Genomic DNA, 23,244 nt, shown 5'->3' with positions numbered 1-23,244 from the left:
GAAGCTTCCGTCCTTGAACTATCGGTGCAGAGGCCCCCACTTGACCGACTTCATCGGCGCACGCTTCTTGGGGAACGTGGTCTCGACCCAGTCGATAACGCCCTTGAAGTACAGCCACAGCTCGTTGGCGTTCTTGTCGTGCTGGTGGGCAGCCATGTACTCATCGATCTTGCCGTCGTTGAACCACTCGATCGCGGTCTCGAGGTAGTCCTGGCGGATCGGGGTGCCTGACATGTAATCGGAGGCAATGCCGTAGGCGGGGCAACCGTTCTTGCTGAAGTACTTCTTGGCGGACGTTACCCAAGGGCCGTGGTAGACGGCGTTGCGCAGCTCCTGGTCGGTCAGCTTCTCACCGGCGATGTTGATCGTCTTGAACCAGTCGAGCTTCTCGGAGTCGGTGCCCTCGCAGAGATATACCATGAGCTCGTAGTCGAGGATCTGGTCTTGCTGGTCGCTCTGCAGGTTGTGGAAAGCGAGCTGGTGGCCATCGATCTCGATGGAGAAGTCGCCTTCGACGTACTGGCAGATCGAGATCGTGCGCTGCTGGCCATCGATGATCTCGTACTCGACGCCATCGTCGCCTGGCTGATCGATGACGGCCCAGTACATGACGTTCAGCGGGAAGTCTCTGCGCAGCGTCTCCATGACGGCGTCACGCTGCTTGTCCTTGTAGACGAACTCGCGCTGGTAGGGCGGGCGTACGTCGAGCTTGCCGTCGTAAGCGCGGACACCGAGCTCGTCGTTGTCCTCGTAGCCTTCGACGAGGTCGCGGACCTTGATGCGCTGGAGATCGATTTTCATAGCTGCCTATTCCTGATCGCGAGACGCTCATAGGTGCGGCGATAGCTACCGTCGCCATTGCTGAGGTAGAAGTTGGGCCCGCCTTGCGGGTAGCTGCCCTTGGGCGCGAAATCCGACATTGGCGACGCAAGGCCAAGGCTTGTCCCGAGGATCTCAAACTGGTCGGGATTGTACTTCCCCAAGAACGTGATCGGAACACCCATCACGCCGGGATAATCCATCGGGATATTCACGACTTTGGAAACTTCGATGCCGTCGAAGTTGACGTAGCTCGGATAGTCCTCTGGGGTGTACTTCTTGTAGAGAATGATCTCTTCGTGACGCTTGGAGTGATCCAGGTTGGTGAACCATGCGGAGTTCCCGATGGTCTGGTAGCGCCGACCCTGCTCATCCGTGCGCTGGCCCGTCTTCACTGGAGCGTCGTCTGCAATACGGAACCACATCTGGCCCGTGCCGGTCCGAGTGACGCCCAGCCACATCTTGTTGTTCTGGATGAACGGCCAAACCTCTTTGTACTTGAGCGCGTTCAAATTCCCGATGACGAGGAACTTCTTGTCGTACTCCATGAGCTGCGCCACGTAGTCGCGGAACTGGGAGAACGGAGGGTTGGTGACGACGATGTCGGCTTGCTTGAGGAGATTGATGCTCTCAGCTGACCGGAAGTCGCCGTCGCCCTCGAAATACTTGACGTCGATCTCGTCGCGGCCGGGAATGCGGTCGCCATCGCGGTCGCCGGTGTATTCGAGGTAGATGGCCCGTTCGTTGTCACCAGTGGAGAACAGGTCGACGTCCTGGCTCTTGTAGCAGGCGGCGATCAGCTTCTTCAGGCCGAGCTTTTCGAAGTTGTAGCTGAAGTAATGGAAGAACTCCGATTCGCGGGGGTCGTCGCAATTGAGATAGACGACCTTGCCCTTGAAGTGCTTCTTGTAGTGCCGGAGCTCTTTCTCGATGTCGGAGAGCTGGGTGTAGAACTCGTCGAGCTTGGCGGACCGAGCCTCCCCAAGGCTCTTGTGCTTACCTGCCATGCCTGCGCCACTCCGATCACCCGGCTAGTCCGCACCGCCGGGCTGGGGTGCGTCATCCATGGGTACATTCTATCGGCGCGGTCTGGCGTTTGCGGATGGCGGGGCTACCTCAGCGAGTCGCGCAGATCCACGGAACGCCGCTTCTCAGCATGGACCATCGCCCATCACAGCGGCGACCGTGGCGCGCTGACGCGGAGTCAGGGAAGTGCGGTTCAGGCGCTCACCGGCCATGCGGCCGGCGGCGCGGGCGGCTTCGAGGGCCGCGGCATGGCGGTCGGGCTCGGTAGTGCGGGGAGTGTCGATGACGACAGGCAATGGAAGTCCTCAGGCATGAGTGGACTTCTGGTTCGGCTCACTGGAGGCTATGCGGTGGGAGCAACTGGACAGGCGCGCCGATCGAGGAGAAGTTATCCAGAGCGTGCGGGCTCGTTGATCCAGATCTCCTCGACCGTCGGGTCGTCGAGGAAACGCTGCAACGGTCCGAGCCCGGCGACGGCGTCCATCACGTCCTTGGCCGTCTGCTCCGGGTCGACGACGGGTGGCACCAGCCCGTTCATCGACCTGTCGTCGTAGTCGGCGAGGGCGTCGGCGACCAGCGCACGGATCCCGGCGGTGTCCCGCGCAGGGTCGAGGCCACGGCGGCGAATCAGCTCGCGCACCTCGTCCTCGAGCAGCACCGTTGCCTGGTTCATGCCTCTGCGCACCCCCCGTGGCCGGACCACGACGGACGACAACCTAGGCCGAAACGGCGGTGGTGTCAGCCCCTCCAGGAGAAGTTGTGGACAACGACGACGGTGCGGCCGTTCCGTGAGCGGCCGACCGACCCCGGGGCACGGAGGGGACGGAACGCGCCGTCGACGCCTACCCGGCGCCCCCGGCCGCCGTCTCCGTCGAGCGAGACGGTCGGACGCGCCCACCGCTTGCCCGCCGGCCAGCACGCAGCCACGGGTAGTCGGCCGGGACCGCTCGAATCCGTCCGGAAGTTCGGTGCGGGTCGCGCACGTATCACGGTCACCGCCTTCCACACATCCGTACAGGCGTCGAAAACCTTTCGCTTGCCGAACGACGGAAGGTTGTTATAGTCGTCACAGTCCCGGGCGACCAGAGCCGGCCGACGAGGGCCGGGGCTCGGGACAGGAAGGGGAACGTGAGTTGCAGCGACATCTCTGCTGGTCCGCGATGACCGGGGGGCCGGACCAGGGAATGTCGGTAGCGAAGAGCCTGACATCACGCTCCATGTGAACCATCGGCGCCTGGTCGGCATCCGGCCGGGCCCGCCCGTCACTTGCCAGGAGGAAGACCATGCACCGAAGCATCTCCCGCCGGACCCGCCGCGCCACCGTGGCCGGCGCGGCCTCACTCGCCCTGCTGGCGACCGGCCTCGTCTCCAACGCCGCAGTGGCCGCACCCTCGAGCGACAACGCCAACAGCGCCGCGCAGTGCGCCGGGCGCAGCGTGCCGGTCAGCAAGATCTCCCTGCAGATGTACAGCTACAACAGCTGGGCGCGGGACATCGGCGTCGAAGGCGTCGTCTCCGAGCTCGCGGACATCGGATACCGGAACATCGAGCCCTTCGGGGGGACGTTCCGCGACTACAGCGCCGAGGAGTTCAGCGCGCTGCTCAAGGACTACGGGCTGAAGGCCCCCTCCTCGCACTACAACACCAACGAGGCGACCTTCGACGAGACCCTGGAGTACGTCAAGACCGTCGGCCAGAAGTACGTGGGCTCCGGCGGGTTCGCCTCGCCCGGGATCGGCTCCTACGAGGACGTCCTCGCCACCGCCGAGACCCTCAACCGGCTGGGCGAGATGTCCGTGAAGAACGGCACGGGCAAGATCTTCGGCCACAACCACGACCGTGAGTTCGAGACCACCTACCTCCACAACGGCGAGGAGCTCTCCGCCTGGGAGATCCTCGTCCTGGAGACCGACCCCCGGTACGTGACCTTCCAGGTCGACATCGCCTGGGCCGTGCACGCCGGCGTCGACGTCGTCGCGCTCCTCGAGGAGTACGGCGACCGCATCGAGCTGCTGCACGTGAAGGACGCCACGGACCTCGGCGGAGAGGGCAGGCCGACCTTCACGGACCTGGGCGAGGGCGACATTGACCTCGCGCCCATCCTCGAGGCCGCTCAGGGCCACGTGAAGTACTACGTCATCGAGCGGGACGGCGCCCCCGCCGACCGCGAGTTCGCCGAGGACAGCTTCGAGTACCTCACCTGCCTCAACTTCTGAGGCCACGGTCGGCGCGCCTCCGCGCGCCGACCGCTGGCTCCGAGCGCCCGGTACACACCGGGAGCCGATCGTCGACGGCGCCCCGTCCGCCCCGCGGGCGGGGCGCCGCCGTGCTGAGACCTGCCGGTCGTCTGCCACCGGCACCCGCCCGGCCTCGCCACGTGCCATCGCCGGCACGTGAGGGCGCCCCGGGCGTCCCGCTACATCCACCGACGAATGGGAAGACACAGTGAAATCTCTCCGCCGGCGCGCCGCCGCGCTCGGACTGGCCACGGCTATCGCCGTCGCCGGCCCGCTGTCCGCGGCGACCGCCCATGACGGCGTCGACCACGACGCCGAGGCCGGGGCCGCCGAGGCCCTGGACTGGTCCAACTACGAGAAGATCACCCTCACCAAGGAGACCGGCGAGCCGGTCGACATGGCTGTGATGCCTGATCGCACCGTCCTGCACACTGCGCGCAACGGGGACATCCGGCACACCGACCCCGCGACCGGCGTCACGGAGATCGTCAACACCATCGACGTGTACGCGAACTCTGAGGACGGCCTCCAGACCATCACCCTGGACCCGGACTTCGCGGAGAACGGGTGGGTCTACCTCTACTACGCACCTCGCGAGATGGACGCGCCCTACCCCGCGACCACACCGTCGGGCTCGGCGCCGAACACGCTGCCCGAGGGTGAGGACGAGAGCTACTGGGACCAGTGGAAGGGGTACAACCAGCTCACGCGCGTGCAGTGGGACGCCGAGGCCGGCGCCCTGGACCTCAGCACCGAGCAGGTCATCATCAAGGTCGAGGTGCAGCGCGGGCAGTGCTGCCACGTGGCCGGCGACGTCGGCTTCGACGCCGAGGGCAACCTCTACCTCTCCACCGGTGACAACACCCCCGCCGGCACCCCCGGAGCCAACGGGTTCGCGCCCAACAACAACGCACCGGGCATGAACCCCGGGTTCGACGCCCGGCGCGGCGCCGGCAACACCAACGACCTGCGCGGCTCGATCCTCCGCATCACCGTCCAGGAGGACGGCTCGTACACCATCCCGGAGGGCAACCTCTTCGAGCCGGGCACGGAGGGCACGCGCCCGGAGATCTTCGCGATGGGCCTGCGCAACCCGTTCCGGATGGACGTGGACCCGCAGACCGGCGCAGTGACGTGGGGTGACTACGGCCCCGACTCCGGGACCGCCGACCCCGCGCGTGGCCCGATGGGCTACGTCGAGTGGCAGAGCACCACCACCGCGCTCAACGGCGGGTGGCCCTACTGCCACGGCCCCAACGCGAACTACAACGAGTGGGACTTCGAGACCGCGACACCTGGCGCGTGGTTCGACTGCGAGACCGGTGCGGAGAACAACTCGACCTGGAACACCGGGCTCGACGTCCTGCCGCCGGCGACCGCACCCCAGCTCTACTACGGCGACGACGCCGACGACCAGCCGTGGCCCGAGCTCACCGAGTTCAGTCCGCAGGGTGGCCAGGGCCCGATGGGCGGGCCGATCTACCGGTACGACGCGGAGAGCACCTCGCCCACGAAGCTGCCCGAGTACTGGGACGGCAAGGCGTTCTTCGCCGAGTTCTCCCAGGACTACCTCGCCGCCTTCACCATCCCGGACGTCAACGGCCCCGTCACGCACATCGAGCACTTCCTGCCCAACGAGGCACTGACCGACAACGTGCAGCCCATCACCGACAGCCCCATCGACATCGAGTTCGGTCCGGACGGGTCGCTCTACGTCCTGGACTACGGCAACGGCTTCTTCCGGCAGAACCCGGAGGCGGGGCTGTACCGGATCGACTGGGCCGGGGACAACAAGTCCCCCCAGGCGAGCATCGTCGCCGACCCGATCTCCTCGAGCACCGCACCGCTCACCGTGAGCTTCGACGGCTCGGGGTCGGTCGACCCCGAGGGCGAGGAGCTCGTCTACGAGTGGGACCTCGACGGGGACGGCACCTTCGAGGCGACCGGCGCCCAGCTCACCCACACCTACACCGAGCTGGGGCAGTACAACGCGCGCCTGCGGGTCACCGACCCGGGCGGCAAGATCGGCGTGGTCTCCGAGCAGATCACCGTCGGCAACGTCGCGCCCACGATCACGGCCGACTACCCGGCCGACGGCGCCTTCTTCGAGTGGGGCCAGGCGGTGCCCTTCAGCTTCAGCACCTCCGACCCGGAGGAGGGCGAGGACACCGTCTGCTCTCGCGTCTCCTGGACCCTCGGCCTGGGCCACGACACCCACGCCCACCCCGAGGTCCTGGGCAGCGGCTGCACGGGAGCCTGGGTCATGCCGGCCGACGCCCCCGAGCACGGCGAGACCGAGAAGCTCTTCGGCGTCGTCGTCGCGACCTACACCGACGGCGGTAACGGGGACATCCCGCCCGCCCAGGGTGAGGTTTCGCTGACCCTCAACCCGAAGACCCAGCAGGCCGAGCACGCGGACGTCCTGCACGGCGTGGAGGTCGTCGACGACGACACCGCGGCCGCCCTGTCGAAGGTCACCTCCTTCGACGCGGGTGACCACCTGGCCTTCGACCCGGTGAACTTCGTGGGCATCGACGGCATCGAGGTCCGGGCCAGCGGCTCGGGCACGCTGTCGCTGCGCTGGAACGCGGCGGACGCCGCGCCGTTCGCCACGGTCCCGGTGGACAGCACCGGCTGGGCGACGGTCGCAGCGGACGTCACCGCCCTCCCCCAGGGCACCGGCACGCTGTACGTGACCTCCTCCGGCGGGGTCGAGCTCGACGAGCTCACCGTCGTCGGGGACGGCGTCGCCGACGTCACGCCGCCGGAGGTGTCAGCCGAGCTGACCCCGGGCGAGCCGGACGGGGACGCCGGGTGGTACACCGTCCCGGTGACCGTCCAGCTCGCGGCCACGGACAACGGTCAGGTCGCCTCGGCGGAGTACTCGACCGACGGCGGGGAGACCTGGAACAACATCCGGAACCGACGTTCCGGCGCCATCAACCCCGTGACGATCGAGGGCGACGGCGTGCACGAGCTCCTGTACCGGATCGGGGACAGTGGCGGCAACGTCACCGACGGCACGCTCACGATCCGGATCGACGCCACCGCACCGACGCTCACCGTCACCGGTGTCGCCGACGGCGAGAGCTACGGCAGCTCGGCCACCGTGGACCTCGGCTTCGCGGCCGAGGACGCCACCGGCGGGGTCGCCTCGATCAGCGCGACCCTCGACGGGGCGGAGATCACCTCCGGCGCGCTCGACCTGTCGACCCTGGCGCTCGGCGAGCACGAGCTCGTCGTGACCGCGGTGGACGAGGCCGGCAACTCGACCGAGGAGACGGTGCACTTCAGCACCACGACCTCGATCGCCGACCTCCGCGTTCACCTCGAGCGGACCATCGCCGAGGGCGAGCTCCGCACGTCCGAGGCCAAGCGGCTGTCGACGTTCCTCGCGCAGGCCGAGCGGCACCTCGAGGCGGGCCGCGAGGCCCAGGCCGGGGCGGCGCTCGAGCGCTTCCGTGACGTCACCGACGTCGCCCTGCTGCGGGAGCACGCCCAGGCGCTGCTCGACCAGCTCGGGTAGCCCGAAGCCGCTCCCCGGGCGCGAGGCCTCGCCCCGCGCCCGGGGAGCACACCACCACCGGCCCCCGGTGCCGCCGTGAGGCAGCACCGGGGGCCGGCTGGTCCGGGGCAGGGCCGGCTGGGCTGGCCGGCGTCGTCCTAAAAGGCGGCCGCGGCCCCGGCGACCACCTCCAGCACCGCCTCCCCGTACCGCTCGAGCTTCGCCGCACCGACCCCGGAGATCCCGCTGAGCTCGGACCGGTTCTCCGGCCGCGTCTGCGCGATCGCCGCGAGCGTCGCGTCGGGGAAGACGACGTAGGCGGGCACGCCCTGCTCCTTCGCCGTCGCCGCCCGCCACGAGCGCAGCTGCTGGAACAGCTCCTGCCCCGGCTCGTCGAGGTCCAACGGCGCCTTGGACGTCCTCGTCTTGCGCGCCACCCGTACCCGCTCCTGCTCCCGGCGCAGCCGCACCTCGCGCTCCCCACGCAGCACCTCCGCAGCCGCCTCGGTGAGTGCGAGCACGCCGTACTCCCCCTGCACCTGCAGCAGCCCCTGGGCGAGCAGCTGGCGCACCACTCCGCGCCACTCCGCCTCACCCAGCTCCGTGCCGATCCCGAAGGTCGACAGCTCGGTGTGCCGCATCCGCACCACCCGCTCGTTCTCCTTGCCGAGCAGGATGTCCACGAGGTGGCCCGCGCCGAACTGCTGCCCGCGCTCGCGCTGCAGCCGCAGGATCGTCGACATGAGCTTCTGCGCGGCCACGGTCCCGTCGAAGTCCTCCGGCGGGTTGAGGCAGGTGTCGCAGTTCCCGCACGGCTCGCTGTCCTGGCCGAAGTAGCGCAGCAGCTGCTGGCGGCGGCACTGGACCGTCTCGCACAGCGCGAGCATCGCGTCCAGGTGGAGGGACTGGGCGCGCTTGCGCTGCACGTCGCCCTCGCCGTCGGCGATCATCCGCCGCTGCTGGACGACGTCCTGGAGCCCGTAGGCGAGCCACGCCGTCGACGGCAGACCGTCACGTCCGGCGCGGCCGGTCTCCTGGTAGTAGCCCTCGATGCTCTTGGGCAGGTCGAGGTGCGCGACGAAGCGGACGTCGGGCTTGTCGATCCCCATCCCGAACGCGATCGTCGCGACCATGACGACGCCGTCCTCGCGCAGGAACCGCGACTGGTGGCGCGAGCGCACCTCCGCGGGCAGGCCCGCGTGGTACGGCAGCGCGGTGATGCCCCTGCCCGCCAGCCACTCCGCGGTCTTCTCGACCGACGCGCGACTGAGGCAGTAGACGATCCCCGCCTCGCCGTCGTGCTCGGTCTGCAGGATGCGCAGCAGCTGGTTGCGGGCCTCCTGCTTGGGCGCGATCCGGTACTGGATGTTGGGGCGGTCGAAGCTGGAGACGAACACGCGTGCGCCGTCGAGCCGGAGGTTGCGGACGATCTCCTCGCGCGTCTCCTCGGTCGCGGTGGCGGTGAGGGCGATGCGTGGGACGTCGGGCCAGCGCTCGTGGAGGATCGTCAGGCGCAGGTAGTCCGGGCGGAAGTCGTGGCCCCACTGGGCCACGCAGTGCGCCTCGTCGATGGCGAACAGGGCGATGTGGGCACGGTCGAGCAGGTCGGCGGACACCGGCAGGCGCTCGGGGGCGAGGTAGAGGAGGTCGAGCTCGCCGGCGAGGAGACGCCGCTCGACGTCGCGCCGCTCGTCCACCGACTGCGTCGAGTTGAGGAACGCGGCGCGCACGCCGAGCTGCTCGAGCGCGTCGACCTGGTCGTGCATGAGCGCGATGAGCGGGCTGATGACCACACCGGTGCCCTCCCGCACGAGCGCGGGGATCTGGTAGCACAGGCTCTTCCCGCCGCCGGTGGGCATGAGGACGAGCGCGTCGTCCCCGCGGGTGACGGTCTCGATGATCTCGGCCTGCTCGCCGCGGAACTCGTCGTAGCCCCACACCTTCGTCAGCGCCTCGAGCGGGGAGGACGACGACGCCGCAGCAGCCCGCGCCGTCGTCAACGGTGCCGCCGTGGCCGCGCCCGTCGCAAAGGCGGCGGCCATCTCGGGGTCGTGGACGTCCCACGCGCTCATGGGGTCCGGCGGCGGCTCGTCCCAGTCCGGCTCCGGCCCGTCCCACATGTCGTCCACCCAGCCAGGGTAGGTGGTGCGGGTGACGCGCCGGGTCGGGGTGTGGGTCAGCCGACGGCAGAGACACCCGCGTACGTCGCGGCCGCGGGTGTCTCCGCGCGCTCGAAGTGCCGGATGTCGAGCCCGGCCGGTGTGGTCTCGCTGTGCACGGGGCGGAACCCCAGGGCCGGCGCCCCGTCGGCGAACAGTCGCCGTCCCTGCCCGACGACGACCGGCGCGACGACCAGCCGTAGCTCGTCGAGCAGCCCGGCGGACATCAGCGAGCGCGCCAGCACCGAGCTGCCGTGGATCTGCAGCTCTCGTCCGGGCCGCTGCTTGAGCTCGGCGACCGCCGCGGCGGCATCCTCGCCCAGCACCGTGACGGGCCCCCAGTCGGTGGTGACACCCCGCGTGGTGGCGACGTACTTCGGCAGCGTGTTCATCAGGTGGGTGAACGGGTCGGCCGGGTCGGTGATCCTCGGCCAGTCCCGGGCGAAGGCCGTGTAGGTGCGCCGGCCGAGCACCAGGCCATCGGCCTGCTCCAGCCAGGAGGCGGCCCGGTCGAGGAAGACCCGGTCGAGGAACGGGACGAACCACCCGCCGCGCGTGAAGCCGCCGCTCGGGTCCTCGTCCGGGGCACCCGGACCCTGGGAGACGCCGTCCAGGCTCACGAACTGGGTCAGTGTCAGCCTCACGACGTCCCTCCCGTCTCGCTGCGGGTCTCGACGTGGTCGGCCAGTTGCTGCGCCACGGTCCCCCACCCGTCGTGGAAGCCGAGCTCCTCGTGCATCGCCCGGTCGGCGCCGCTGCGGTGCTTGGCGACGGCGGCGTACTCGGTGCCGTCCGGGTGGTCGGCCATCGTGATGACGGCCGTGACGAAGGCCGACTCCGCGGGCCGCCAGCCGGCCACGAGCGCGTCGGTGTAGACGATGCGCTCGAGCTCGTCGACCGCCAGGAAGCTCCCGGTGATGTGCGGACCGAACGCCGCGCCGTCGGTGCTCACCTCCGTCCGGAATCCCCCACCGGGCCGGAGATCCATCTCGCGCACCCGGCACACGTGGGGGGCGGGGACCCACCACTGCTCGAAGCTGCGGGGATCGGTCCAGGCGTCCCACACCGCGGCGCGGGGCGCCCTGATGATGCGGGTGACCGAGAGGTCGAGGGCCGGGTCCAGGTCGGGTGTCATGCGTCGTCCTCCTGCTGGTGGTGGTCGTGCGTCTCGGTGACGAACCGCTCGAGCCGGTCGGTGCGGGCCACCCACAGGCGCCGCTGCTCGGCGAGCCAGCCCTCGACCGCGTCCAGCTGCTCACGCCGCAGGGTGCACGCGCGTACCCGGCCCACCTTCGTCGTCGTGATCCACCCGGCCTTCTCCAGCGAGTGGATGTGCTTCAGGAACGAGGGCAGGGCCATGTCGAACGGGGCCGCGAGCTCACCGACGCTCAACGGCCCCGCCCCCAGGCGGCCGATCACCGCACGGCGGGTGGGGTCGGCCAGGGCCTGGAAGGCTCGGTCCAGGTCCAGCGTTCGGTTAGCCATCTGGCTAAGTTATGGGCCGAGGGGCACGAGGGTCAACCCGTGTGCGCAGCGGGCTCACACGCCTGAGTCGCCCCTTTCACTCACCCGGCCCCCGCTGAAAGGGGCGGACGATGAGCGAAAGGGGCGACCCAGGCGGAGGACCGAAGGCCTCGAGGAAGCAGGAGGCTCAGCCGCGGTCGAGGAGGGCCTGCACCTCCTCCGGGGTGGTGGCCGCGCGCAGCCTGGCGATCTGGTCCTGGTCGAGGAAGACGCCCGCAACCTGCTGCAGCACCTCGAGGTGGTCGTCGCCGGCACCGGCGATGCCGATGACGAACTCGGTCTCCTTGCCGTTCCAGTCCAGCCCCTGCGGGTAGCGGACGAAGGAGATCGCGGTGCGCTCGATCAGGCCCTTGGCCTCGTTCGTCCCGTGTGGGATCGCCAGCCCGTTGCCCATGTGCGTGGAGACCGACTCCTCCCGCTCGTGCATCGACTCGACGTAGGCCTCCGGCACCGCGCCGGCGGCGACGAGCAGTCGGCCCGCCTCCGTGATCGCCTCGCTGTGCGTGCGGGCGACTCCCTCGAGGCGGATCGAGTCGAGCGCCAGGATCCCCGACGACGACGGCGCACCCGCCGTCGGCACCGGCTGCTCGTCGGCCGGGACGGTGGGGCTGGGAGCGGGCTGGGCCTCGGCCACCGCCTCCGCTCCCCCGGCCCGGCTCCGGTCGACGAGCTCGACGACCTCGTCGTAGCGCGGGCTGGCCATGAAGTCGTCGACCGAGACGTGCAACGCCGAGGGTGTGCGCTGCCGCGCACGGTCGGTGAGGTCGCGGTGGGTGACGACGAGGTCGACGTCGTCGGTGAGCGAGGAGATCGCCTTGTTCACCACAGTGACGTCGTCGTGCCCCGCGGCCCTGATCTTGCGCCGCAGCACCGAGGCGCCCATCGCCGAGGAGCCCATCCCGGCGTCGCAGGCGAAGACGATGGACTGGATGGTGCCCGTCCGGGTGGCCACGCCCCCCTCGCCGGTGAGCATGCCGGCCACGCTGGAGCGCTTGCCCTTCATCTGCTCCATGCTCGCCGTCGCCCCCGCGAGGTCGTCCGACCCGTCCTTGCCGAGCCGCAGCAGCACCGCCGCCACGAGGAAGGTCACCACCGCGGAGAGGACCACGGAGAGGATGACGCCGAGCAGGCTCGAGCCCGGTGCCTGCAGGATCACCGCGATGATCGAGCCGGGTGCCGCCGGTGCCCGCAGCCCGGAGTCGAAGAGCAGGTTGGTCGCCACCCCGGTCATGCCGCCGGCGATCATCGCGAGGATGAGGCGCGGCTTCATGAGCACGTAGGGGAAGTAGATCTCGTGGATGCCGCCGACGAAGTGGATGAGCGCGGCGCCGGGCGCCGACGCCTTGGCCATGCCCGTGCCGAAGACCATGAAGGCCATGAGCAGCCCGAGGCCCGGCCCGGGGTTGGCCTCGACGAGGAAGAGGATCGACTGGCCGGTCGCCTCGGACTGGGTGGTGCCGAGCGGGGTGAAGATGCCGTGGTTGATCGCGTTGTTGAGGAACAGGATCTTGGCCGGCTCGACGAAGATCGACGTCAGCGGCAGGAGGCTGTTCTCGACGAGGAAGTCGACGACGTTCCCGGCCACCCGGGAGAAGGCCGCGACGAAGGGCCCGGCGGCGACGAAGCCGACGATCGCGAGCAGCATGCCCCAGATCCCGGCGGAGAAGTTGTTGACGAGCATCTCGAAGCCGGGCCGGATGCGGTCCGCCCACAGCGCGTCGAGCTTCTTCATCGACCACCCGGCCAGCGGGCCCATGACCATCGCGCCGAGGAACATCGGCACGTCCGCCCCGGTGACGGCACCCATCGTGGCGATGGCGCCGACGACGCCGCCGCGCAGGTTGTCGTCGTACAGCATCCGGCCGCCGGTGTACCCGATGAGGATCGGCAGCAGGTAGGTGATCATCGGGCCGACGATCCCGCCGCCGTCGCCGGCGCCCCAGCCGCCGAACGTCTCGACGAAGCCGTAGCCGTCCGCGGGTTCACGGCCGAAGAAGCTCTCGCCGATGAGGGTGATCCAGCCGGCCTCGATGAACAGCGCGGTGATGAGGCCCCAGGCGATGAAGGCCCCGATGTTGGGCAGCACCATGTTGGACAGCGCGGTGCCGAGCTTCTGCACGGCGACCCGCAGGCCGCCTCGTTCCCGTACCGCGCTCTCGCGGGCGGGCTTCACGTCAGGGGGTGCGGACATCTCTCTCCTCCTCGAGACCAGTGATGCACCTCACGCATCGGGAGCCATTCAACCGCACATCGGACAGAAAGCCAAGTGTTCCCACCTGTTCCCACATCCGGTTCTGTGGCTATGATCGAGGCACGGCGCCCGCGCTGGACGCCGACCCGACTGTTGGGAGGACCGATGAAGGCCCTGCGTTTCTACGCACCCGAGGACGTCCGGCTCGAGGACTACCCGGAGCCGACCTGCGGCGCGGACGAGGTGAAGATCCGCGTCCGTAACTGCTCCACGTGCGGAACCGACGTGAAGATCTTCCACAACGGGCACCAGAACCTCAGCCCGCCGCGGACCATCGGCCACGAGATCGCCGGCGAGGTCGTCGAGGTCGGCGCGGACGTCGCGAGTACCTACGGCACCGACTGGCAGGTCGGTGACCGCGTCCAGGTCATCGCCGCGGTCCCGTGCGGCGAGTGCCACGAGTGTCGCAAGGGCTGGATGGCCGTGTGCCAGAACCAGACGTCGATGGGCTACCAGTACGAGGGCGGTTTCGCCGAGTACATGATCGTGCCGCGTCAGGTGCTCAAGGTCGACGGCCTCAACCGGATCCCGGACAACGTCGGCTTCGCCGAGGCCTCCGCCGCCGAGCCGCTCGCCTGCGCCATCAACGCCCAGGAGCTGCTCGGGATCGAGCCGGGCGACGTCGTCGTCGTCTTCGGTGCCGGCCCGATCGGCTGCATGCACATCCGGGTGGCGCGCGGCGTCTACCAGGCCGGGGAGGTCTACCTCGTCGACGTCAACGCCGAGCGGCTGGCGATGTCGGCCGAGGTCGCCCGCCCCGACGGGACCATCGACGGCTCCCAGGTGGACGTCGTCGAACGCGTCATGGAGCTGACCGGCGGCCGCGGCGCGGACGTCGTCATCACCGCGACGGCGGCCAAGGTCGCCCAGGAGCAGGCCGTGGCGATGGCCGCCCGCAACGGGCGGATCTCCTTCTTCGGCGGCCTGCCCAAGACCGACCCCGTCATCGCGCTCGACTCCAACGTCGTGCACTACCGCCAGCTGCACATCCACGGCGCCAACGGCTCGGCCCCCGAGCACAACCGGCGCGCCCTGGAGTACATCTCCACCGGGCAGGTCCCGGTCGAGGACCTCATCACCCACCGCATCCCGCTCGAGGACGTCATGTCGGCCTTCGACCACGTCCGCGGCGGCACGGCGATCAAGGTGACCGTCGAGCCCTGACGGCGCGACGTAGCATCGGCCCGGACCAGCGAGGGGAGCACCGTGTACGCGGAGGAGCGTCAGCAGGCGATCGCGCAGCTCGTCGTCACCCGCGGGCGGGTCTCGGTGACCGACCTCGCCGAGGAGTTCGCGGTGACGACCGAGACGGTCCGCCGCGACCTCAGCGCGCTCGACCGGCTCCGGCTCGTGCGCCGCGTCCACGGCGGCGCCGTCCCCGCGGCCTCGCTCTCGGCGATGGAGAGCCGGCTCGACGAGCGCGACGTCACCCGGGCCCGGGAGAAGGAGCGCATCGCCCTCGCCGCGACGCGCTTCCTTCCCGACGACGGCGGCACGATCGCCATCGACGCCGGCACGACGACGGCGCGGCTCGCGGGCCTCATCCCGCCGGAGCGACGCCTCACGGCCTTCACCCACGGGGTCCCGATCGCGGCGGCCCTCGCCGCGCGCGCGACGATCGACCTCCACCTGCTGCCCGGGCGGGTGCGCAGCACCACCCAGGCGGCGGTCGGGTCGATCACCACCCAGACCCTGGAGCGGGTGCGCGTGGACGTCGCGTTCATCGGCACCAACGGCATCACCGCCGAGCACGGGTTCTCGACGCCCGACTCCGAGGAGGCCGCGGTCAAGGAGGCACTCGTGCGTGCGGCCCGCCGCGTCGTCGTGCTCGCCGACTCGACGAAGGTGGGCCGCGACACGACCGTGAGCTTCGCCGAGCTCGGTGACGTCGACGTCCTCGTCACCGACTGCGAGCCCGAGGCCGTGCCGCTCGCGACGTTCGCAGCGCACGGCGTGGAGGTGGTCCTGGCATGATCCTCACCCTCACCGCCAACCCGAGCAGCGACCAGACCATCACGCTGGCCGGCACGCTGCAGCGAGGCACCGTGCTGCGCGCCTCCTCCACGACGGCGCAGGCCGGAGGCAAGGGCGTCAACATCTCCCGGGCCGCGGTGGCAGCGGGCATCCCCACGGTCGCGGTGCTTCCCGCGGACGTCGACAGCCCGTTCGTCGCCGAGCTGCGCGCCGCCGGCATCGACACCCGCCCCCAGCGGCCCGCCGGGCCGGTGCGCACCAACCTCACCATCACCGAGCCGGACGGCACGACGACCAAGATCAACAACCCCGGCCCCACCGTCGGGGCCAGCCACCTCGCGCTGCTGGCCGGCGCCGTCGTCGACCTCGCGGCCGAGGCCACCTGGGTGGTGCTCGCCGGCTCGCTGCCCCCGGGCGCACCCGCCGGCTGGTACGCCGAGCTGGTGGGTGCACTGCGCCGGACCGGCGCACGGGTGGCCGTGGACACGAGCGAGGCCCCGCTCGCGGCCCTCGCCGCCGCGCTGCCGGCCTCCGCCCCCGACCTCATGAAGCCGAACGGCGAGGAGCTGGCGACGATCACCGGTGGTGACCCCGCCACCCTCGAGAGCGACCCCGCCGCCGCCGCCCTCGCCGCGGGTGAGCTCATCGACCAGGGCGTCGGTGCCGTCCTGGTCACCCTCGGCGGCGCAGGTGCGGTCCTCGTCACCGCCGACGGCGCCTGGCACGCCGCCGCCCCGCCCACCACCGTCGTCAGCACGGTGGGAGCCGGGGACTCCAGCCTCTTCGGCTACCTCCTCGCCACCGAGCGGGGGCTCCCGGCCGCGGACGCCCTCGCGCTCGCCGTCGCCTACGGCAGCGCCGCGGCGTCCCTGCCCGGGACGACGATCCCGCGCCCCGCCGACGTCGACCCCACCGCGGTCACGGCTGTGCGGCTGGGTGCGCCGGCGCGCAGCTGAGCCGGGCGTCCACCGGGCGCCCCGGCAACCCGACACGCGGCGCCCCCGCCACGCCGCGCACCCCGCACACCCCGCGCACCCCGGCACCCCGGCACCCCGGCACCCCGGCACCCCGGCACCCCGGCACCCCGGCACGAGATCGTGTGTGGTTCGGGTCCCCACAGGACTCGAACCACACACGATGATCGAGCGGGCAGCCCGGAAGGGCCTGCCGCAGCGGGCCGGCCGCAGCGGGCCGGCCGGGGCGTGCGGTCAGGACTGGTTCGGCCGGAGCGCCTCGGCGATCCGCCGCTGGATGACCTCCGGGTGCAGGGCACCCGCGCCCGGCGCACCCGGTCCCGTCGCACCGCCCCGGGTGCCGGCAGGGTCGAGCAGCCGCTGCATCCCCGCGCGGAGCACGCGCTGGTCGACGGCCACGCTGCCGGCGAGCGTGAGCAGGGCGGCACCCTGGTCGAGCGCCGTGAGCAGCGCACCGAGCTCGCCGTCCTCGAGCGGCTCGTCCTCCGCGCGTGAGTCCCGGGCGACCGTCGCGTACGTGTCGGTGAGGACCTGCATCCGCTTGGCCATCTCACCGCTGAGGCGCTCGTCGCGGGCCGCCGCAGCGACGAACTCCAGGGTCGCGAGGGCGAAGCCCTTCATCGCCCCCACGAGCTCGGGGTCCTCGGACTCCTCCGGTGCTTCGCGGTCGAAGACGTCCCAGCCGCCATCGGCGAGCGCCGCCTCGATGTTGGCGTCCATCACGGCGAGGAAGAGGTCGGCCTTGCCCGCGAAGTTGGAGTAGACCGCGCCTTTGGAGAACCCGGCCTCGCGGGCGATGCCCTCGAGGTTCGCGCCGTGGTAGCCGTCCCGGGCGAAGACCGCCCGCGCGGCGAAGACCAGCGCCTCCCGCGTCTGGCGCTGCCTGTCGCGGCGCGAGAGCGGGTCGGGAAGGCGTGACATGCGGCGATCCTACGTCGCTCGATGCCCGTTGACATACCGACAGTACCGCAATACCGTCAGTATTCCAATACCATCGGTATCTCAGAGGAGTCCCATGAACGCCGACGTACTCGACGTCGCGAACCTCACCCGTCGCTTCGGGACGGTGGTGGCCAACGACGACGTCTCCCTGCGCGTCCGCCCCGGCGAGGTGGTCGGTCTGCTGGGCCACAACGGCGCCGGCAAGACGACGCTCGTCTCCCAGGTCGTCGGGCTGCTGCGACCCGACGCCGGGACCATCCGGGTGGGTGGCGTCGACGCCGTCGCCGGCCCGGCCGCGGCCCGTCGCCACGTGGCGCTCCAGCCGCAGGCGCAGGCGCCCATCGACGGCCTCACGCCCCGGACCGCCATCGAGATCGCCGGCCGTCTCCGCGGGCTCACCACGCGGCAGGCCCGCGCCGCGGCGCAGGAGCTGGCCGAGGAGCTCGACATCGGCCAGTGGCTCGACCAGCGCGCGCTGCCGGAGGGCCGCGGCCTCTCGGGTGGGATCCGGCGGCTCACCGCCTTCGCGATGACCGTCGCCGCTCCCACTCCCCTGCTCGTGCTCGACGAGCCGACCAACGACATCGACGCCTCCCGCCGACGCCTGCTGTGGACCGCCGTCCGCCGGCGCGCCGATGCTGGCGCCGGGGTCCTGCTCGTCACGCACAACGTCACCGAGGCCGAGCGGATCGTCGACGAGCTCGTCGTCCTCGACCGCGGCCGGGTCGTCGCCGCGGGCTCCCCCGCCCGGCTGCGCGGCACCCAGGACACCGACCTGCGGCTCGAGCTCCAGCTTCCGCCCGGCGGCGGCGAGCCGGACCTCGGCCCCGCCGCGCCGTCCGTGCGCAGGACGGTACGCGCCGGCCGACGCCTGCTCCTCACCGTCCCGGCACACGAGGCCGCCGACGCCGTCACGTGGGCGACGGCGCTGCGCGACGCCGGCCGGATCGACGGGTACTCCCTGGCCCCCGCCACCCTCGAGGACGCCTACCTCGCGCTCACCACACGCACCGACGACGCCGTGCCCGCCACCCACCAGGAGCCCGCCCATGTCTGAGGCAACCGTCGCACCCACCCGTCCCGCACCGGTCCAGGTGAGCCTGTGGACCAGCTTCGTCACGCTGCTGCGCTGGCAGGTCGCCCAGATCGGCGCGCTGCTGCCGCTCGTCGTCGTCATCCAGGCGCTGCTCGCGGCCGGGATCATCATCGGCTTCGGCTTCATCATCCCGGACATCGACCCGGGGACCGCCCTGTTCCTGTCCACCGGAGCACCCACCGTGCTGCTGCTGACGATCGGGCTGGTCATCGTGCCGCAGGGCGTCGCGCGGGCGCGGACCGACGGCACCTTCAACTACATGCGCTCCCTGCCACTGGCCCGCCCGCTCCTGCTGGCGGCGGACATGACGGTGTGGCTGCTCATCGCGCTGCCGAGCGTCGCGGTCGGGGTGGTCGTCGCCTGGCTGCGCTACGACCTCACGCTGTCCTTCGACTGGCCGGTCCTCGTCGCTGCGTCACTGCTCGTCACGCTCATGGCCACGGCCGTGGGGTACGCGATCGCGGTGAGCATGCAGCCGATGCTTGCCCAGCTGCTCACCCAGGTGCTCGTGTTCTTCGTCCTGCTCTTCTCCCCGATCACCTTCCCGGGGACCCAGTTGCCGGGGTGGTTCCAGTCGGTCCACGACGTGCTGCCCGCACGTCCCGGGGCCGACCTCCTGCGTGCGGGACTGGCGTCCGACGCCTTCACCGCGAGCGGCCGCGACCTGCTGGTCCTCGCGGTGTGGTGTGTGCTGGGAATCACCGTGACCCTGCGAGCGTTGGTACGGAGGCAGTAGGCGGACCTGGGCCGAGACGCCCGGCCACGCACGTGAGGGGTCCGGGCCTGGAGGGGGCTCGGACCCCTCACACCTGCCGGCTGGCGTCGCACGATGCAGTCACCCGGTCGAGACATCGGTGACATCATGGCCGCTGCGCGGCGGGGCCGTCCGCTCTCAGACGAACGACGCGGTCCCGGCCGTGCCTCGCACACGCCACGCCACGCCACGCCCGACGAGGAGATCCGATTGTCCACCCGACGCAAGCGTCCCTCGCCCGCCGTGAAGCCCCGGGCCGGCGCGACGGCTCACCGCCCCCACTCCTCACGGAAGGGCGCGCGCCACCGGACGGTTCTTGTCGCCGGAGCAGCGCTGCTCCTCGGGGTCGGTGGCACGCTCGGCGTGACGGCGCTCGCGGACCGGCCCGACGACGCCGAGTCGACCGCAGCCGCCGTCCAACAGGCGAACGAGCAGCGCGACGTCGAGGCGACGCGGGAGCTGACATCGATCGCGCGCGAGATCGCCGAGGACCTCGAACCCGCGCTCGTCGGCCTGGCTACCGCCATCCCGGAGGCGGACTCGCCCGGACCGTTGGCCTCCGCCGCAGAGGTCGACGCATGGAGCGGCTCCGTGGACGACGCACTCGCCGCCTTCGGTGACACCTCCTCCGCCGGCACCGCCGTGAACGTCGCACGATCCAGCCTGACCGCCGCCGTGGAACAGTTCCAGGCCGTCGTCTCGACCTACGAGGCCGCCCTCGCCGCCGACGGCGCGCAGCAGCAGCGCCTCATCGAGATCGCCGGGCAGCAGCGCAGCACCGCGGTCCTCACCTGGTCCGTCGCAGCCACCCAGATCGACTTCATCAACGTCGAAGCGGACCTGGGTCACGCCCACGTCGTCCTGCCGGCGACCCCTGGTTCCGGAGACCACCTCGACGGCGCCCCCGAGGGCACCGACTGACCCCTCGTCCCGTGCCGCGGAGGGCGGTCAGCTGCGCCCGAGAGCGGCAGCCACCGCCTCCTCCACCGTGGGGTGTCGGAACGCGAAGCCGTCGCCCTGCAGCCGCGCCGGGACCACGAACTGGTCGGGCAGCAGCATCTCCTCGGCGGGCTCGCCCATGACGAGCCGCAGCAGCCAGGCGGGCAGCCGGAACAGGTGCGGACGCCCCAGCTCGCGGGCCAGCGCCCGGGTGACCTCGGCCGACGTCGCGGGCTCCGGGCCGGCGAGGTTCACCGGCCCGGCGAGCCCGGAGTGCGCGAGGAGGTGGACGATCGCCCGGGCCTCGTCCTCCAGCGAGATCCACGGCCACTGCTGGCGGCCGTTGCCGATGGTGGAGCCGGCCCCGAGACGGGTGGCGAGCTGGAGCGGGGCGAGCGCCCCGCCGTCGGCCATGACCAGGCCGGTGCGGACGTGGACCACGCGCGTGACCGGGTCGGCCGGCGCCGTCGCCGCCTCCCACCGGGTGACGACACCGGCGAGGAAGCCCTCGCCCGGCCCGGCGTCCTCGGTGAGGACCTCCCCGGGACGGTCCCCGTAGAAGCCGACGGCCGAACCGCTCACCCACACCGCGGGTGGGTTCGCCGCCGCAGCGATCGCGCGTGCGATGGTCCGGGTGGCGCTCACCCGGCTGAGATAGATCTCCCGGCGGTAGCCCCGCGTCCACGGCAGCCGGCCCAGCGGCGCGCCGGACAGGCTGACGACGCCGTCGGCCCACTCGACGGCCTCGCCCGGCAGCTGCCCGTCCGCGGGCTGCCACTGGTACTCGGTGACGTCGCGTGACTCCCGCCGCACGAGCGTGCGCACCTCGTGGCCGTCCGCGCTCAGCTCATCCCGGAGTGCGGTGCCGATGAGACCGGAGGCGCCCGCGACGAGAGTTCTCATGGCGTGACGGTAACCGCGGCGCCGTCCGCGCGCCCGACGGCCGTGCTCCCGCGTGTGGTCAGCCGGCGACAGCGGCCGCCGGCACCGCGCCGCGCCCGGCCCCGGTGAGCGTCGCCTGCCCGAGCACCCGTGCGCCGTCGTAGACGACCACCGACTGCCCGGGCGCCATCCCGCGCAGCGGCGTGTCGAGATGGACGTGGAGGGCGTCGTCGTCGCGGCGGACCCGCGCGCCCACGGGCTCGCCGTGCGCGCGCACCTGGACCTGCGCCGTCGTCCACTCCCCCGCGGGGACGTCGTCGGCGAGCCAGACGGTCTGGTCGGCGGCGAGCTCCGTCACGGAGAGCAGCTCGCCGGGCCCGACGACGACGGTGTTGGTCCTCGGGTTCGTCTCCAGGACGTAGCGCGGCCTGCCGTCGGCGGCGGGCCGGCCCAGGCGCAGGCCCTTGCGCTGCCCGACGGTGTAGGCGTACGCACCGTCGTGGCTACCGACCTCGTTGCCCTCGTGGTCGACGACGGCGCCGGGCTGGGCGCCGAGGCGGTCCCGGAGGAAGCCCTGGGTGTCGCCGTCGGCGACGAAGCAGATGTCGTAGGAGTCCGGCTTGGCCGAGACGGACAGCCCGCGGGCGGCGGCCTCGGCACGGACCTCGTCCTTGGTCGGCGCGTCCCCGAGCGGGAAGAGCGAGCGCGCCAGCCGCTCCGGGCCCATGACGGCGAGCACGTAGGACTGGTCCTTGGCGAGGTCCGCGGCGCGGTGCAGCTCGCGGCCACCGTCTGGCCGCTCGACGATCCGCGCGTAGTGCCCGGTCGCGACGGCGTCGAAGCCGAGGGCGAGGCCGCGGTCGAGCAGCGCGGAGAACTTGATGTGCTCGTTGCACCGGACGCACGGGTTGGGGGTGCGACCGGCCGCGTACTCGGAGAGGAAGTCGGCGACGACGGTCTCCTCGAACTCCTCCGACAGGTCCCACACGTAGTACGGGATGCCGAGGACGTCGGCGGCGCGGCGGGCGTCGCTCGCGTCCTCGATCGAGCAGCAGCCGCGAGAGCCGGTGCGGTGCTGGGCCCGCGAGCGCGACAGGGCCATGTGGACGCCGACGACGTCGTGCCCCGCCTCGACGGCACGCGCAGCCGCGACCGCGGAGTCCACCCCGCCGGACAGTGCCGCCAGTACCCGCATCTCGCCTCCTTCGCTCCCGTACGAGGGTAGGCGCTCGTCGCGCCGCCGTCGAAGCCCGCATCTCGCCTGCGGCGGACACCACACGTCCACGCCGCCCCCCACGTCGCCGACAGCGGAGTTGTGTCCACCACCGGCGCACCGAACACCCCCTCCGGCCCGGAGCCCGCTCGTGCTCACCGCCGGCCGAGGTGCGCCCTCCCCCGTGCCGACGGAGCATGAACCATGTCCACCCACCCCTACCGCTCCTGGCGCTTCACCGGCCGGATCGTGGGGTGGGGCACCGCCGGCGGCTGGCGGTTCGTGGTCGGTAGCTGGCGCGAGTCCCCGCTGGGGTCCTTCGCCGACGTCATGGTCGAGCGCCCCGACGGCGAGCGGCTGCTGCTGGCCCCGACGGAGAAGGTCGCCGAGTTCGTCGGCTCCACCTACCACTTCGACGACGTCGTCATCACGCCGGTCATCGTGCGGCGGGGACACCGGGCGGAGACAGCGCCGACGACGGTGGGCGAGTCCGTGGAGGTCGATGCCGGGCCGCTCGTGGCGCGCCTCGGGGTGGGCGCGCGACCGCCGCTCGGCTGGGCACTGCGGGCCGTGCCCCGCCCGGTGGCGAGCGCACCGGCGTTCGCCCGGCTGACCGACCCCGTAGCCCGGCTCCTGCTGCGCGGCGTGCGCACCCGCGGGTCTGCCGGTGGCGGACGCACCGAGGTCTACGGCGCCCGAGACCTGCACCGGCTCACCGCGGCATCGACGAGCTGGGACGGCGAGGACCTGGGACCGCTGCGCGACCTCGACCCGCCCGTGCAGTTCGGCTTCGGCTCCGCGCCACGCCACCCGAGCCTCACCGACCTCGTCACGACCGTCCGCATCCCCCGGTAGCCGGACACAATCCCGCTCTCGGCGAGAGTGGGGGGCCGGTGGGTGTGTGATACCGGCGACACCCACGCCTCGCCGCGCCCGCGTCATGCCTGTC

At 71.4% G+C, this 23,244-nt stretch carries 20 protein-coding genes; 9 read left to right on the top strand and 11 right to left on the bottom strand.

Going from position 1 to position 23,244, the window contains the following annotated elements; genetic code table 11:
• Positions 1-18: 18 nt before the first annotated feature.
• From VR894_RS03185 to VR894_RS03175, 3 genes are all read right to left on the bottom strand, one after another.
• Entirely contained in the window at positions 19-801 is a 783-nt protein-coding gene (locus VR894_RS03185; RefSeq protein ID WP_324649857.1) for a DUF262 domain-containing protein, read from the bottom strand.
• On the bottom strand, positions 798-1,826 hold the full coding sequence (locus tag VR894_RS03180) for an adenine-specific methyltransferase EcoRI family protein (RefSeq protein WP_324649856.1): 1,029 nt from the start codon (positions 1,824-1,826) through the stop codon (positions 798-800). Before VR894_RS03180 ends, VR894_RS03185 begins: the two co-directional genes overlap by 4 nt.
• Positions 1,827-2,233: 407 nt before the next feature.
• Positions 2,234-2,518, bottom strand: a complete 285-nt coding sequence (locus VR894_RS03175; RefSeq protein WP_324649855.1) for a hypothetical protein — start codon at positions 2,516-2,518, stop codon at positions 2,234-2,236.
• 610 nt (positions 2,519-3,128) lie between these two features.
• Between VR894_RS03175 and VR894_RS03170 the strand changes: the two genes are divergently transcribed.
• Positions 3,129-4,061: a sugar phosphate isomerase/epimerase gene (locus VR894_RS03170; RefSeq protein WP_324649854.1), complete on the top strand. Its 933-nt coding sequence runs from the start codon at positions 3,129-3,131 to the stop codon at positions 4,059-4,061.
• Between the two features lie 229 nt (positions 4,062-4,290).
• Complete coding sequence (locus VR894_RS03165) at positions 4,291-7,608, top strand: PQQ-dependent sugar dehydrogenase (protein WP_324649853.1); 3,318 nt, start codon at positions 4,291-4,293, stop codon at positions 7,606-7,608.
• A 137-nt stretch (positions 7,609-7,745) separates the two neighbouring features.
• Here the strand turns inward: VR894_RS03165 and recQ are convergent, their stop codons facing one another.
• From recQ to VR894_RS03140, 5 genes are all read right to left on the bottom strand, one after another.
• The gene (recQ, locus tag VR894_RS03160; RefSeq protein WP_324650050.1) at positions 7,746-9,707 is read right to left on the bottom strand and encodes a DNA helicase RecQ; all 1,962 of its coding nucleotides are present in this window, start codon (positions 9,705-9,707) and stop codon (positions 7,746-7,748) included.
• A gap of 56 nt (positions 9,708-9,763) precedes the next feature.
• Positions 9,764-10,390: a dihydrofolate reductase family protein gene (locus VR894_RS03155; protein WP_324649852.1), complete on the bottom strand. Its 627-nt coding sequence runs from the start codon at positions 10,388-10,390 to the stop codon at positions 9,764-9,766.
• Positions 10,387-10,881: an SRPBCC family protein gene (locus VR894_RS03150; RefSeq protein WP_324649851.1), complete on the bottom strand. Its 495-nt coding sequence runs from the start codon at positions 10,879-10,881 to the stop codon at positions 10,387-10,389. The genes VR894_RS03155 and VR894_RS03150 overlap by 4 nt, the downstream gene beginning before the upstream one ends.
• Positions 10,878-11,231: a metalloregulator ArsR/SmtB family transcription factor gene (locus VR894_RS03145; protein WP_324649850.1), complete on the bottom strand. Its 354-nt coding sequence runs from the start codon at positions 11,229-11,231 to the stop codon at positions 10,878-10,880. Before VR894_RS03145 ends, VR894_RS03150 begins: the two co-directional genes overlap by 4 nt.
• A gap of 166 nt (positions 11,232-11,397) precedes the next feature.
• Positions 11,398-13,461 (bottom strand): PTS mannitol transporter subunit IICBA, encoded by a 2,064-nt coding sequence (locus VR894_RS03140; protein WP_324649848.1) that lies wholly within the window; start codon positions 13,459-13,461, stop codon positions 11,398-11,400.
• Positions 13,462-13,626: 165 nt separating this feature from the next.
• On the opposite strand from VR894_RS03140, the gene VR894_RS03135 reads away from it, so the two are divergent.
• From VR894_RS03135 to VR894_RS03125, 3 genes are read left to right on the top strand one after another with little or no spacing between them, the layout of a single operon-like run.
• Positions 13,627-14,685 carry a zinc-dependent dehydrogenase gene (locus VR894_RS03135; RefSeq protein WP_324649847.1) on the top strand — a complete coding sequence of 353 codons (1,059 nt, stop codon included), beginning with the start codon at positions 13,627-13,629 and terminating at the stop codon, positions 14,683-14,685.
• Positions 14,686-14,727: 42 nt separating this feature from the next.
• The gene (locus VR894_RS03130) at positions 14,728-15,495 is read left to right on the top strand and encodes a DeoR/GlpR family DNA-binding transcription regulator (RefSeq protein WP_324649846.1); all 768 of its coding nucleotides are present in this window, start codon (positions 14,728-14,730) and stop codon (positions 15,493-15,495) included.
• A complete protein-coding gene (locus VR894_RS03125; RefSeq protein ID WP_324649845.1) occupies positions 15,492-16,451 on the top strand; it encodes a hexose kinase in 960 nt (319 codons plus the stop codon). The genes VR894_RS03130 and VR894_RS03125 overlap by 4 nt, the downstream gene beginning before the upstream one ends.
• Positions 16,452-16,703: 252 nt before the next feature.
• On the opposite strand, the gene VR894_RS03120 is transcribed toward VR894_RS03125, so the two are convergent.
• Positions 16,704-17,390 (bottom strand): helix-turn-helix domain-containing protein, encoded by a 687-nt coding sequence (locus VR894_RS03120; protein ID WP_324649844.1) that lies wholly within the window; start codon positions 17,388-17,390, stop codon positions 16,704-16,706.
• A 94-nt stretch (positions 17,391-17,484) separates the two neighbouring features.
• Between VR894_RS03120 and VR894_RS03115 the strand changes: the two genes are divergently transcribed.
• From VR894_RS03115 to VR894_RS03105, 3 genes are all read left to right on the top strand, one after another.
• A complete protein-coding gene (locus tag VR894_RS03115) occupies positions 17,485-18,468 on the top strand; it encodes an ABC transporter ATP-binding protein (protein ID WP_324649843.1) in 984 nt (327 codons plus the stop codon).
• A complete protein-coding gene (locus VR894_RS03110; protein WP_324649842.1) occupies positions 18,461-19,243 on the top strand; it encodes an ABC transporter permease in 783 nt (260 codons plus the stop codon). Before VR894_RS03115 ends, VR894_RS03110 begins: the two co-directional genes overlap by 8 nt.
• A gap of 228 nt (positions 19,244-19,471) precedes the next feature.
• Positions 19,472-20,182, top strand: coding sequence for a hypothetical protein (locus VR894_RS03105; protein WP_324649841.1), 711 nt, complete (start codon positions 19,472-19,474; stop codon positions 20,180-20,182).
• A gap of 27 nt (positions 20,183-20,209) precedes the next feature.
• On the opposite strand, the gene VR894_RS03100 is transcribed toward VR894_RS03105, so the two are convergent.
• Entirely contained in the window at positions 20,210-21,103 is an 894-nt protein-coding gene (locus tag VR894_RS03100; RefSeq protein WP_324649840.1) for a TIGR01777 family oxidoreductase, read from the bottom strand.
• Positions 21,104-21,161: 58 nt separating this feature from the next.
• On the bottom strand, positions 21,162-22,277 hold the full coding sequence (gene mnmA, locus VR894_RS03095) for a tRNA 2-thiouridine(34) synthase MnmA (protein ID WP_324649839.1): 1,116 nt from the start codon (positions 22,275-22,277) through the stop codon (positions 21,162-21,164).
• A 222-nt stretch (positions 22,278-22,499) separates the two neighbouring features.
• On the opposite strand from mnmA, the gene VR894_RS03090 reads away from it, so the two are divergent.
• On the top strand, positions 22,500-23,150 hold the full coding sequence (locus VR894_RS03090; protein WP_324649838.1) for a hypothetical protein: 651 nt from the start codon (positions 22,500-22,502) through the stop codon (positions 23,148-23,150).
• Positions 23,151-23,244 lie beyond the last annotated feature (94 nt).

This window comes from Georgenia sp. H159, from assembly GCF_035607575.1.
Taxonomy (GTDB): Bacteria; Actinomycetota; Actinomycetes; order Actinomycetales; family Actinomycetaceae; genus Oceanitalea.
The sequence above is the reverse complement of the archived record's forward strand: the minus strand, read 5'-3'. Positions and strand labels throughout refer to the sequence as shown.